This window comes from Exiguobacterium sp. FD-YE-25-4 (assembly GCF_057004685.1).
This window is the reverse complement of the sequence record NZ_CM168041.1, coordinates 2,450,192-2,463,521: the sequence shown is the minus strand read 5'-3', so window position 1 is coordinate 2,463,521 and position 13,330 is coordinate 2,450,192. Positions and strand designations below refer to the sequence as shown.

At 53.4% G+C, this 13,330-nt stretch carries 12 protein-coding genes; 11 read left to right on the top strand and 1 reads right to left on the bottom strand.

Annotated elements, in window-relative coordinates; translation table 11 throughout:
* The first annotated feature begins 15 nt into the window (after positions 1 to 15).
* The 11 genes from AC13H5_RS12585 (at position 16) to AC13H5_RS12535 (ending at position 12,424) form a co-directional block, all read left to right on the top strand.
* Positions 16 to 1,020, top strand: coding sequence for an aldose epimerase family protein (locus tag AC13H5_RS12585; protein WP_483545927.1), 1,005 nt, complete (start codon positions 16 to 18; stop codon positions 1,018 to 1,020).
* Entirely contained in the window at positions 1,017 to 2,186 is a 1,170-nt protein-coding gene (locus AC13H5_RS12580; RefSeq protein ID WP_483545926.1) for a sn-glycerol-1-phosphate dehydrogenase, read from the top strand. The genes AC13H5_RS12585 and AC13H5_RS12580 overlap by 4 nt, the downstream gene beginning before the upstream one ends.
* The gene (locus AC13H5_RS12575) at positions 2,183 to 3,130 is read left to right on the top strand and encodes a glycoside hydrolase family 43 protein (RefSeq protein WP_483545925.1); all 948 of its coding nucleotides are present in this window, start codon (positions 2,183 to 2,185) and stop codon (positions 3,128 to 3,130) included. The genes AC13H5_RS12580 and AC13H5_RS12575 overlap by 4 nt, the downstream gene beginning before the upstream one ends.
* Complete coding sequence (locus AC13H5_RS12570) at positions 3,127 to 4,071, top strand: glycoside hydrolase family 43 protein (protein ID WP_483545924.1); 945 nt, start codon at positions 3,127 to 3,129, stop codon at positions 4,069 to 4,071. The genes AC13H5_RS12575 and AC13H5_RS12570 overlap by 4 nt, the downstream gene beginning before the upstream one ends.
* A 190-nt stretch (positions 4,072 to 4,261) precedes the next feature.
* On the top strand, positions 4,262 to 5,242 hold the full coding sequence (locus tag AC13H5_RS12565; RefSeq protein WP_214753788.1) for a LacI family DNA-binding transcriptional regulator: 981 nt from the start codon (positions 4,262 to 4,264) through the stop codon (positions 5,240 to 5,242).
* A 158-nt stretch (positions 5,243 to 5,400) separates the two neighbouring features.
* Complete coding sequence (locus tag AC13H5_RS12560; protein ID WP_058764688.1) at positions 5,401 to 6,642, top strand: MFS transporter; 1,242 nt, start codon at positions 5,401 to 5,403, stop codon at positions 6,640 to 6,642.
* A 17-nt stretch (positions 6,643 to 6,659) separates the two neighbouring features.
* Positions 6,660 to 8,144, top strand: a complete 1,485-nt coding sequence (locus tag AC13H5_RS12555; protein ID WP_483545923.1) for a glycoside hydrolase family 32 protein — start codon at positions 6,660 to 6,662, stop codon at positions 8,142 to 8,144.
* Between the two features lie 77 nt (positions 8,145 to 8,221).
* Positions 8,222 to 9,199, top strand: a complete 978-nt coding sequence (locus AC13H5_RS12550) for a carbohydrate kinase family protein (protein ID WP_483545922.1) — start codon at positions 8,222 to 8,224, stop codon at positions 9,197 to 9,199.
* Between the two features lie 135 nt (positions 9,200 to 9,334).
* Positions 9,335 to 10,372, top strand: coding sequence for an iron-siderophore ABC transporter substrate-binding protein (locus tag AC13H5_RS12545; RefSeq protein ID WP_483545921.1), 1,038 nt, complete (start codon positions 9,335 to 9,337; stop codon positions 10,370 to 10,372).
* 10 nt (positions 10,373 to 10,382) lie between these two features.
* Positions 10,383 to 11,396, top strand: a complete 1,014-nt coding sequence (locus AC13H5_RS12540) for a FecCD family ABC transporter permease (RefSeq protein WP_470295451.1) — start codon at positions 10,383 to 10,385, stop codon at positions 11,394 to 11,396.
* A complete protein-coding gene (locus tag AC13H5_RS12535) occupies positions 11,393 to 12,424 on the top strand; it encodes a FecCD family ABC transporter permease (protein ID WP_483545920.1) in 1,032 nt (343 codons plus the stop codon). Before AC13H5_RS12540 ends, AC13H5_RS12535 begins: the two co-directional genes overlap by 4 nt.
* A gap of 46 nt (positions 12,425 to 12,470) precedes the next feature.
* Here AC13H5_RS12535 and AC13H5_RS12530 read toward each other — a convergent pair whose 3' ends face one another.
* Positions 12,471 to 13,220, bottom strand: coding sequence for an SDR family oxidoreductase (locus AC13H5_RS12530; protein ID WP_058764679.1), 750 nt, complete (start codon positions 13,218 to 13,220; stop codon positions 12,471 to 12,473).
* Positions 13,221 to 13,330 lie beyond the last annotated feature (110 nt).

The window sequence follows — 13,330 nt, the reverse complement described above, 5'->3', positions numbered from 1 at the left end:
AAAGGAGTGGATGTCATGAAGCGGCAACTAGAAACAGCGATTGACGAGTCGACGATCACGCTCGAGAACGATGTGTATCGATTGAACATATTGACTTACGGAGCGACGTTGCAAGAATTTTCGATTCAGGACGATGGCTGGAAAAATATCGTCTTGTCGTACGACACAGTCGAGGCGTACATGCAGGACACGTATTATTTGGGTGCGACGATCGGACGGGTCGCCGGACGGATCGACCAGAGTACGTTCGACCTGGATGGTGTGACGTATCACGTGCCCGCAAATGAAGGTGTCCATCACCTTCACGGCGGAGAAGGATTGCACCGTCGCGTCTGGACGATCGAACAGAGAACATCCGGCCGTGTGACACTTCATTGCGTCAGCCCCGACGGAGAGAACGGATATCCCGGGACACTCGATGTCCGCGCCACGTTCGAACTGGTCGACCACGGCGTCACCATCACATACGAGGCGACCTCTGATCAAGATACGGTGTGTGATTTGACGAACCACACGTATTTCAACTTGAGCGGAGGCGAGCGGGACATCTTGAACCATGAGCTTACGTTGTCCGCCGACACGTTCGCTGAGCTGCGGGATGATTTGATTCCGACGGGTTGCTTGCTTGAAGTCGCTCAGACAGCGTTTGATTTCCGCTCTGGTCGTGTCTTGGCGGACGGTCTCGAGTCACCCCATCCACAAAACGAATTGGTCAACGGTTATGACCATCCGTTCGTCTTCGCGGAGCGACGGGAAGCGAGACTCTATGAGCGAGCGTCACAGCGAGAGTTGACGATCTCGACGACGGCCCCCGCCATCGTCCTCTATTCGGGCAATCAGATGAACGAGACGACTTCATTGCGTGAAGGGACGTCGAGACGTCACTACGGCGTCTGTCTGGAACCGCAACACCTCCCTGATGCGGTTCACCAGGAGACGTTCCCGTCGATTCGCTTGAAGGCGGGAGACACGTACCGTTGGCAAACGACATATCGTGTCGAGACAGGAGTCAGCCGATGAACCTCGAACAGATTAACGAACACGTACAAGCTTGTGATTGCGGGAATCCCCATCACGCGATTACGATTGAACGGATGGTCGCGTCTGAACACGTCTGGGTCGAATTGGCTGCGTTCGTCCACGAAAAAGAGTGGAGCCGTCTCCTCGTCGTCGCCGACACGAATACCGAACGCGTCGGGTTTCTCCCGCTACGAGAAGCCTTGATGGATATCGGAGTCGATGTGTCGCTCGTCTCGCTCCAAGCGGATGAGCAAGGCGACGTGTTGGCGGAGGAGCGCTCGGTCGTACAAGTATTGCTTCAGCAAGATGAAACCGTTGACGCGCTCATTGCGCTAGGGGCCGGCACGATTCATGACGTCACTCGGTTCTGTGCGGCTAAAACGAAAGTACCGTTCATCTCGGTGCCGACCGCTCCGTCAGTGGATGGCTTCACGTCGAAAGGGGCGCCTCTCATTGTGAGAGGCAAGAAAATCACGTACCAGCTCGTGTCCCCGATTGCCGTATTCGTCCCGAGTCAGGTGATTCGAAAGGCGCCGGACGCGTTGATCGCGGCCGGGGTCGGCGATATGCTCGGGAAATACACGTCCTTGTTGGACTGGCGGTTCGGAGCATTTGACGGCGGTGAACCGTTTTGTCCGGTCGCCGCATCGCTGACGGAACAGGCGTTACAATCGTGTGTGGACGCCTTGCCTGCCATCTATAAACGAGACGCGGACGGGTTGGATCAACTGATGGAGTCGCTATTGTTGTCCGGAGTCGCCATGTTGATTTTCGGTCATTCACACCCGGCTTCCGGTGGTGAGCATCACTTGTCCCACTACTGGGAGATGGACTTCATCGCCAACCATCGTCCGGCGGTCCTTCATGGAACGAAAGTCGCCATCGCCACGATGGAACTCATCGATTCCTATAAAACAATGATGCTTGAATGGTCCGACACGCCGGGCGCGCTACGAGCGTGGGCCGAGCAGATGCCGACGCGGCAAGAGCTCGAACACATCTTCCATGCGTTACAGGCACCGCTTCGTCCGGACGAGATCGGGGTCTCCTCGCTCCTGTTAGCGAGTAGCAAGAGAGAGGCGTACCGTTTGAGAGAACGACATACACTGTTAAAACATATGAGTTTGAACCGAACAGAATCTGAGATAGGGGAGCGTTCTTTATGAGAGAGACGATCACGAATCCGCTAGTGGAACAACGAGCGGACCCATGGATCATGCGCCACACAGATGGCTATTATTACTTCACGGCCTCGTTGCCGGACTTCACGGGCATCCCGCTCCGTCGGGCGAAGACGCTCGCGGCCTTGACCGAGGCGGAAGAACGAGTCGTCTGGACCAAACGTGGGACGGGCGTCATGAGTGCGAACATCTGGGCTCCGGAATTACATCACATCCAAGGGAAATGGTACCTCTATTTCGCGGCCGCGCGAGAAGATCACGTCTTCGATCATCGGATGTATGTGCTCGAGAACAGCTCGGCGAATCCGCTCGAAGGGGAATGGGTCGAAAAAGGACAGGTCCGGACTTGGTGCGAATCGTTCGCGCTTGATGCGACGACGTTCGAGCACGAGGGGCGCCTTTATTATGTGTGGGCCCAAAAAGACCCGGCCATCGATGGCAACTCGAACCTCTACATCTCGGAGATGGCGAACCCGTGGACACTCACGGGGCCACAGACGATGATTGCGACGCCGGAGTATGACTGGGAGAAGGTAGGGTTCCTCGTGAACGAAGGGCCGGCCGTGTTGAAGCGGAATGGTCACATCTATATCACGTTCTCTGCGAGTGCGACGGACCATCACTACTGCATGGGCCTTCTGCGCGCCGAAGAGACGAGCAATCTATTGGATGCGGCGAGTTGGACGAAGCATCCCGAACCGGTCTTCGGAACCGATGAAGCGGCCAGTCAATTCGGACCGGGTCACAACAGTTTTACGACGCTAGATGACGGGACGGACATGCTCGTCTATCATGCTCGTAACTATAAAGAAATCGTCGGGGACCCGCTCTGGGACCCGAATCGACATACGCGTGTCCAACCGTTCATGTGGGATGAAACTGGTCCGGTGTTCGGCCGACCGATTCGTGACGAGGAGGCTGTACGATGAAGCAAGTAGAAGATCGACATTTGATAGTAGAACAGCGGGCCGACCCGTGGGTATATTTGCATACGGACGGTTACTACTACTTCACGGCGTCGGTGCCTGAGTATGACTTGATCGAGCTACGCCGCGCCAAGTCGCTTCAAGCGCTTCGGACGGCCGAGCCGGTGACCGCATGGGTGAAGCACGAGACGGGTCCGATGAGCGACTTGATTTGGGCGCCTGAACTGCACCACATTCATGGCAAGTGGTATCTCTATTTTGCGGCCGCGAAATCGAGGGACATCGTCAACGGTCTGTTCGACCACCGCATGTTCGTGTTAGAGAACGAATCGGCTAATCCGCTCAAAGGGGAGTGGGTCGAAAAAGGGCAGGTCCAGACCGAATGGGATTCGTTCGCCCTCGACGCGACCGTGTTTGAGCATAAAGGGACTCACTATTTGGTGTGGGCCCAAAAAGACCCGTCTATCGACGGAAATTCAAATTTATACATCGCCGAGCTCGAAAACCCATGGACGATCAAATTGCCACAAGTCATGCTGACGATGCCTGAGTATGACTGGGAGACTCGCGGTTTCCTCGTCAATGAGGGGGCGGCCGTATTGAAGCGGAACGGCCACATCTTCATCACGTATTCGGCGAGTGCGACCGATGAGAACTACTGTATGGGTATGTTGTGCGCCTCGGAAGACGCTGATTTGTTGAACCCGGCATCGTGGTCGAAATCGTTCCGGCCGGTGTTCCAGACGAATGCCGACGTGAATCAATTCGGACCGGGTCACAATAGCTTTACCGTGAACGAGAAGGGAGAAGATGTTCTCATCTACCATGCTCGGACGTATACGGAAATCGAAGGGGATCCCCTCTACGACCCGAACCGTCATACGCGCGCACAAGTGTTCACGTGGAATGAAGAAGGGCGCCCGGAATTCGGGAAGCCGCTATAATCAATCAAAAACAGACGCCCACAACGTGTGAGCGTCTGTTTTTATGTAACGAGAGCGGACGTCACGAACTACGGTTGATCAGATGCACCACCCATTCTCTGATTTTTTCACTGAATCCACTCCAATCCTGCATCAACGCGCACAGTTTTGTATAATTGAAAGCGAGAGCTAGGAAGGGAGAAACGATTCGATGAAACCAAAAATTGAGGACGTAGCCAAGTTGGCTGGGGTTTCTCCGACAACCGTGTCACGTGTGTTGAACAATCGTGGCTATATCAGTGAAAAGACTAAAACAAAAGTTGAGGCGGCAATGCAAGAACTCAACTATTTTCCGAACGACGTGGCGCGGTCACTATTCAATAAGCGCTCGCACTTAATCGGCTTGATTTTACCGACAACGGCCAACCCGTTCTTCGGGGAGCTCACGTTCCATATTGAGAACTACTGTGCAGCGAACGGGTACAAAGTGCTCTTATGCAACAGTTTGAACCAAGTCGATAAAGAAGAGCGTTATTTGGAGATGTTGCTCCGAAACCAAGTCGATGGCATTATCGTCGGGACACATAACCGTGGGATTCTCGATTACCATAAACAAAATTTGGCGGTCGTGGCAATTGACCGTTACTTATCTGATACGATTCCGGTCGTTAGTTCGGATAATTATCAAGGGGGCAAACTGGCGACCGATTATTTGTGGACAAAAGGCTGTCGTCGCATCGCTTTGATCGATGGGGAAGGGTCACTCGAGACACCGGCCCGCCTCAGACGGCAAGCCTATCTCGACGTGATGAAAGCACACGGTCAAGAACCGATCGTGTACGAGGTCGAAGAAGTCTTTGATCGTACGAGTCAAGAAGCAGTCATGCAAAAGTTGATTGAAGAACAACCGGAGCTCGATGGGGTGTTCGCGACGAACGACTTGTTCGCGGCTTCCTTCATGCGCGTGATGAAAGCTTCTAAACACTCGTCACGAAAAATCGAAGTGGTCGGCTATGATGGGACCGAGGCAGTCCGCTCGCTCTTGCCAGAACTCGCGACCGTACAACAACCGATCGAAGAGATTGCGAAGACGGCCATCGATCTTCTGCTGAAAGAAATCGACGGAGAGTTTACGGACGAAGGTAGAGAAATTCAACTCCCCGTCCGTATGATTCAAGGCGCCGACGCTTAAAGATGGACCCGCTCTGTACAAGGAGCGGGTTTTTTCAATCCAAGAAAAAAAGTGACAACAATATGTCAACCGGTTGACATATGAAAGCGGTTGACATATTATGATTTTGAAAGTGCTTTCAATTTGTAGTTCATTCTATTTTTGAGGGAGACACCATCATGAAAACGTCAAAAATCTTGTATTGGAAACTCAGTGCCTATTTCTTCTTCTTCTTTTTCACTTGGTCGTCGAGTTATTCACTGTTCTCGATTTGGCTCGGTCAAGAGATGCAACTGACTGGCGCCCAGACTGGCTTGGTCTTTTCTGTAAACGCTATCTTTGCGCTATTGATGCAACCGCTCTATGGATTCATCTCCGATAAGATTGGTCTAAAGAAAAACATTTTGTTCTTCATCAGCATGCTACTCGTATTTGTCGGTCCGTTCTATATCTATGTATACGGACCACTCCTTCAGTACAACGTCATCATCGGTGCCGCTGTCGGGGGGCTCTATCTCGGGACGGCCTTCCTTGCCGGGATTGGTGCAATCGAGTCGTATATTGAAAAAGTAGGACGGAAATACGATTTTGAGTACGGGAAGACGAGAATGTGGGGTTCTCTCGGATGGGCTGCAGCGACGTTTTTCGCAGGGCAGTTGTTCAACATCAACCCAAACATCAACTTTTGGGTGGCGTCGGTCTCGGCCATTGTCTTGGTCGCGATTATCTTGTCAATCAAGGTAGAGGTCACGGACGTCGAGATGGAACGGGCGGCCTCGGTCACATTGAAAGACGTCGGTCATTTGTTCACATTGAAAGATTTTTGGTATTTGATGCTGTATGTGATTGGTGTCGCTTGTGTATATGGCGTGTATGACCAACAGTTCCCGGTCTATTACTCGTCGCTCTTCCCGACAGAGGCACAAGGGAATCAGGTGTTCGGCTACTTGAACTCACTTCAGGTATTCTTAGAAGCTGGGATGATGTTTGCCGCACCGTTTGTCGTCAATAAAATTGGCGCGAAAAATAGCTTGATTCTTGCCGGTTACTTAATGGCGTTCCGGATTGTCGGGTCGGGACTTGTCGAGGGACCGATTGGGATCTCTTCGATGAAATTGATTCATGCCTTGGAGTTGCCGATTATGCTCGTCGCAATCTTCAAATACTTGGCAGCCAATTTCGATACGCGTCTATCGTCGGTGCTGTATCTCGTCGGTTTCCAGTTCGCCAAACAGGTCGGGGAGTCAATCATGTCACCGGCTGCCGGATACTTCTATGACAGTATCGGATTTAGACAAACGTATTTAGCGATGGGAGCCATCGTTCTCGCGTTCACGGTCATCTCGATGTTCACGTTATTGAACGAGAAGAAGACCGATCTTCAAAAACCAACATCAAAAGATATGGGACAAGTCATTTAACTTAAAGGAGCGATCATATGTTAACGCACACAACACAGACAGAGGCAGACAAAGCGGTGGCCGAAGCGAAAGCGAAACTAGACACGACGTATCGGCTCGGCTATCACATTATGGCGCCGGCCAATTGGATCAATGATCCGAACGGACTGATTCACTACAAAGATGAGTATCATGTTTTCTATCAACACCATCCGTACGACGAGAATTGGGGACCGATGCATTGGGGACACGTGAAGAGTAAAGACCTCGTCCATTGGGAGCACCTCCCGATTGCGATCGCCCCGACAGAGGAATACGAGCGGGACGGTTGCTTCTCTGGGAGCGCGGTCGATGACAATGGTGTCCTCACATTGATTTATACGGGCAATCTCTTCATCGACAAGGAGAAAGACATTCTTGACCAATCTCAATGTATCGCCACGAGCACCGACGGCATCCACTTTGAGAAGCATCCTGGAAGTCCGGTCATCCCGACGCACCCGGAAGACGGTTCTGGTCATTTCCGTGATCCAAAAGTATGGAAGCACGAAGACGAATGGTACATGGTCCTCGGTACCCGAAAAGGTGACATCGGGAAGGCGATCCTCTACAAGTCGGCAGATTTGAAGGAATGGCAGTATCTCGGTGTGCTCGGAGAGAGTGATGGGACGGAAGGATACATGTGGGAATGTCCGGACTTCTTTGAACTCGACGGCGAGCACGTGCTCTTGTTCTCACCGCAAGGGATGGAACCAGAAGGTGACCGTTATCAAAACCTATTCCAGACCGGATACATGACGGGGTCGTTCGACTATGAGACGAACACATTCGACCGGGGCGCATTTAAAGAACTCGATTATGGACATGATTTTTATGCCGTGCAGACGTTGCTCGATGACAAAGGCCGGCGCATCGCCATCGGGTGGATGGACATGTGGGAATCGGAGATGCCGACGAAAGAACATGGCTGGGCCGGGGCGTTGACGTTACCACGTGTGCTGACGCGGATGGAGGACGGCCGCATCAAGATGGAGCCGGTCGAAGAGCTGACGGCCCTTCGTTCGAAACGATTTGACTTGAACCTATCGACCATCGAGGACACAGAGATCGTCACCGACGTCACAGAGGAGTTGCTCGAAGTAGAAGTTGAGTTTTCCTTATGTGATGTGACGGCGGAGACATTCGGCATCAAGTTGCGTCGCAGTGAGGACGGGGAGCAAGAGACGGTCATTCGATTCTCGACGAAGACGCAACAACTATCACTCGATCGGACGAAGTCAGGTGTGGGCGTCGATGGGGTGAGAACGGTCGAGGTCGAAGGGGAAGATGATGTGCTCAGTTTGCGTCTCTTCTTGGACCGCTCATCAGTAGAAGTATTCGCCAACGGTGGGACGACGGTGATGACGAGCCGAATTTATCCGGATCCGACAAGTCTCGGTCTATCGTTCTATGCCGAGGGGGGACGTGTCGACATCAAATCGTGCCGTGTTTGGAGTTTGAGCGATGTGTGGAACGAACAATAAACATGCAGAGCCAAGTATCCATCTTTCGAGGTGGGGCTTGGCCCTTTTTATGAAGATGAGAAAGGATGGAAATGAACATGAGACAACTTCATTGTATGGGTGAGGCGCTGATTGATTTGATTGCGCATACGAAAGGACAATCATTGGACCAAGTAACGACGTTTGAACGGGTCGCAGGAGGGGCCCCGGCAAATGTGGCTGCCGTCGTGGCTTCATTAGGAGGACAATCTTCATTGATCACAAAGTTAGGAAATGACGCGTTCGGGGATTATTTGGTTTCCACACTGAAAGCGAAAGGGGTTGGCGTCGAACACATCTTCCGGACGAGTGAAGCAAATACAGCGCTAGCGTTCGTCTCGGTAAAAGAGGACGGCGATCGAGATTTTTCGTTCTATCGAAATCCATCGGCTGATTTATTACTGAATGAGGATGAAGTGAAGAGAGAATGGTTCAATCAACAGGATATTTTTCATTTTGGGTCGGTCGACTTGGTCGAGAGTCCGATGAAATATGCCCATCGCCGTGCAATCGAATGGATGACACAAGCCGGTGGCATCATCAGTTTTGACCCGAATGTACGCACCTCACTTTGGAATGACTTAGACGTCTACAAACAGACGATTCAAGAGTTTCTGCCTTTCGCCCATATCCTCAAAGTGTCGGAAGAAGAGCTTGAATTCATCACGGGTATCCCCGAACAAAAACGAGCGATTGCTTCCTTGTTTAAAGGCAATGTGCGTATCGTGCTCTACACGAAAGGAGCGCGAGGAGCCACGATTTATACAAAAGATCACACCTGGGAGGTACCTGCGTTTCCAATCAAGGTCGCTGACACGACCGGTGCCGGCGACGCGTTTATGGGGGGATTTTTATATCAGTTGCTTGTGAATGAGGCGACCGTTTCTACGCTCGAACCATTCATAGGTCGTCATGGCGAAGAGGTCTTACGGTTTGCCAATGCGACTGGCGCACTCGTCGCATCGGTGAAAGGTGCGATTGACGTTTTACCGACGCAAACCCATGTCAATACGTTATTGGACACGCATAGCGTTTAAGGAAAAGCTGTTTCTTGTCCAAAATAGATGGAAGTTCACATTGACAACGTCAAGACATTCATCCTATACTCATAAATGATAATGATTATCAATGTCGGCGTAAAACGTTGTCATACAGAAAAAGGGGACTAGGACATGAACAGCTACAAGAAAATGCTACATATGTTCATCATCATGTCTGCTTTCGTGCTCGTGCTCGCAGGATGCGGCTCGAACAATGAAGATGCAGCCACGACAGATGAATCTGCTAAAACGGCAGAAGGCTATCCAATCACAATCAAACACGCGTTAGGCGAGACGGTCATCAACAAGAAGCCGGAACGTGTCGCAACGGTCGGTTGGTCGAACCAAGACGTGGCGCTCGCGCTTGACGTCGTACCAGTCGGTTTCTCGGCTGCGAACTACGGTGTCCAAGACGGCAGTGGCATGTTGCCGTGGACGGCTGACAAGTTGAAAGATCTCGGTGAAGAAAACCCGAACATCTATCAAGATACGGACGGTCTCGACTTCGAAGCGATTGCTGATTCACAGCCGGACGTCATTCTTGCTGCCTACTCAGGCATTACGCAAGAAGATTACGACACGTTGACAGAAATCGCACCGGTCGTCGCATACCAAGAGACGCCTTGGGTGTCATCATGGCAGGACACGGTTCGTTACGACTCAATGGCCATGGGCATGGAAGAAGAAGGCAAACAGTTGATTGAAGACACAGAGAAACTCATCGCTGACAAGGCAGCTGAAGTACCGGAGATGAAAGGGAAGAAAGCGGCATTCGTCGCGCTCAGCCCAGACGATCTCTCGAAGTTCTACATCTACACGACGGGTGACCCACGCGGTGCCTTCATCGAAGAGCTCGGCATGGAATATCCTGAGAACATCACAAGCCAAATCAAAGATGAGAACAGCTTCTACCTCGAGCTCAGCTCAGAGAACGCTGACATCTTGAACGACGTCGACATCTTCGTCGCCTACGGGAACGAAGAGACGTTGAAAGCACTTCAAGCTGACCCGCTCTACAGCAAAGTGCCGGCCATCAAACGCGGTTCGGTCGTCATGATCGAAGACAACACGCCACTCGCGGCTGCTGGGACACCATCACCACTCTCGATCGAATATACGATTGATGACTATGTGAAACTCGTGTCAGAAGCACTCGCGAAAGTCGAGTAATCAAATGAATATGCCGAAGAAGTTACACACGCCGAAACGGTTCGGGCTCCTCCTCGTAGGGTCGCTCGTCCTGCTCGTCGTCTGTATGCTCGCTTCGCTTGCTTTCGGCTCACGGACAGTCGGATGGGATGAACTGCTTGACGGTTTATTCCGTCCGGCTGTTCAGTCGTATGAAGCGGACATCGTCCGGCAGCGGGTCGTTCGGACGGTGTTCAGTTTCATGTGCGGGGCAGCACTCGGTGTCTCGGGCGCATTGATGCAGTCGGTGACGCGCAATCCGATCGCCGACCCGAGCATTCTCGGAGTCAACACGGGGGCGGCGCTGTTCGTCGTCGTCGGGATCGCCTTCTTCAACATCTCGACCGCGAGCGACTATATCTGGTTCGCGCTCGCAGGGGCGCTCTTGACGGCGGCGTTCGTGTTCGGGATCGGCTCGCTCGGGCGGGGCGGTTCGACGCCACTCAAACTTGTTTTGGCTGGCGCGGCGACGAGTGCGGCCTTGTCGTCACTCGTCATGGCCATCATGATTCCGCGCTCGAACGTCATGGACCAGTTCCGGTTCTGGCAAGTCGGTAGCGTCGGGGCCGGGACGATGGATTCGATCATGACGTTCCTGCCGTTCTTTATCGGCGGTATCATTATCGCCATCTTGGCGGCACCGTCCCTCAACATCTTGGCGCTCGGGGAAGAGCTCGCCACAGGTCTCGGTGTCCGCATCGGCACGTTGAAATTGATTGCCTCGTTCGCCGGTGTCATCTTGTGCGGGGCGGCGACGGCACTGGCCGGACCGATCGGCTTTATCGGTCTCTTGGCGCCGCATCTCGTCCGTTTGGTCATCGGAGCGGATGAAAGGTATATCATCCCGATGTCAGCACTCACCGGCGCGATTTTATTGACGTTCGCTGACGTGGCAGGGCGCTTGCTCGGTAGTCCCGGTGAACTCGAAGTCGGGATCGTCACGGCGTTCGTCGGGGCCCCGATTTTGATCGCCTTGACGATGAAAGTGAAGGTGCGGGGCGTATGACGAACCAATCGATTCAACCCATCATCCATAACAGTCGTAAGCGCCGGCAACGGACCGTCTTCGTGACGCTCGTCTTGTTCGCGCTGGCCCTTACGTTGAGCGCGACGATGCTCATGCTCGGTAACACCATTTATCCGGTCGCGGATGTCATCCGTGTCTTGTTCGGGGAACAAGTACCGGGTGCCTCGTTCGCCGTCGGCACGATCCGTCTGCCGCGCATGCTCGCCGGCGTCTTCGCCGGACTCGCGTTCGGGATCGCCGGGACTGTGTTCCAGACGATGCTTCGTAACCCGCTCGCCAACCCGAACGTCATCGGCATCACGACCGGGTCGAGTGCGGCGGCCGTGTTCGGTATCGTTGTCTTACAGGCGAGCGATACGTTCGTCTCCGTCATCTCGATCATCGGTGGGCTGTTGACCGTCCTCGCCATCTACTTCTTGTCGAAAGGCGCCGCCTTCTCGATCGGCCGGCTCGTCTTAGTCGGCATCGGGATTCAAGCGATGCTCACGGCGGTCATCAACTATTTACTGCTCATCAGCCGCCAAAACGATGTCGGGACGGCGATGCGCTGGTTGAGCGGTAGCTTGAACGGGGTGAAGATGGAGACGCTCCCGCCGCTCATGATTGCGGTTGCGCTCTGCCTCCCGGTCATCCTCCGACTCAGCCGACAGCTCCAGATTTTAGAGCTCGGGGAGATGACGGCAACATCGCTCGGAGTCAAGACGAACCAGACGCGCGTCCTGCTCATTATCGCCTCGGTGCTCATGCTGGCGCTCGCGACGGCGACGACCGGACCGATCGCCTTCGTCGCGTTCCTGGCGGGACCGATCGCGAAGCGGCTCGTCGGGGACGGTCGTTCGACGATCATCCCGGCGGCACTCGTCGGTGTCATCTTGGTGCTCGCAGCCGATCTCATCGGTCAGTTCGCCTTCACGGCCCGCTATCCGGTCGGTGTCATCACCGGCATGGTCGGGGCGCCGTATTTGATTTATCTCTTGATCCGGATGAACCGGAGAGGGGAGCTATAACGAAAAATGAGCCACATCCGGCGTCGGATATGGCTCATTTTTTGGTTTAATAGGCGGTCCAACCGCCGTCGATGGCGACGACTTGACCGTTGATGAAACTCGATTCGTCCGAGCCGAGGAAGAGGGCGAGCTGAGCGATCTCTTCTGGTTGTCCGATGCGTGGGTTGATGGCCATCCCGAGTTGCTGGCGACCGAACCCGGCTTGACTCATGTTCGTCATCGTCGAGCCGATATTCGTCGCGACCGCGCCCGGCGCGATCCCGTTACAGCGGATGTTTTGGTCGGCATACATGAACGCCGTGTTCTTCGTCAATCCGACGACGGCGTGTTTCGACGCCGTATAGGCCGCGCCGGCCCGAGCGCCGTACAAACCGCCGGCCGAGATGTTGTTGACGATGACGCCGTGCCCTTGCTTCGTGAACAAGTCGACGGCGATGCGCATCGATTTCATGACCGACACCGTGTTGACGGCGAAGATTTTCTCCCAACGCTCGTTCGAGATCTCACCGACCGGCTCCATCCCGTCCATGATGCCGGCGTTGTTGACGAGGATGTCGACTTGACCGAACGTCTTCACCGTCTCGTCGAACAACTGCTGCAACGCTTCTTCAGACGTGACGTCTGTTTGGATGGCGAACGCCTCGCCCGAAATCCCCTCGACGACGGCCTGCGCTCCGTCGAGATTCATATCCGAGACGACGACGCGGGCTCCTTCCTTCGCATATAGTTCCGCAATCGCTTTCCCCATTCCTGATGCTGCTCCTGTGACAATCGCCACTTTCCCCGATAACCGCATGACTGACTCCTCCTTTTATTGTACATGTGTTCAATAACTATTATAATGAACGTTAGAAAGCGCTTACAATAATCAAAAAATGAGGAACTGTTGAATAATCAACACTTTAG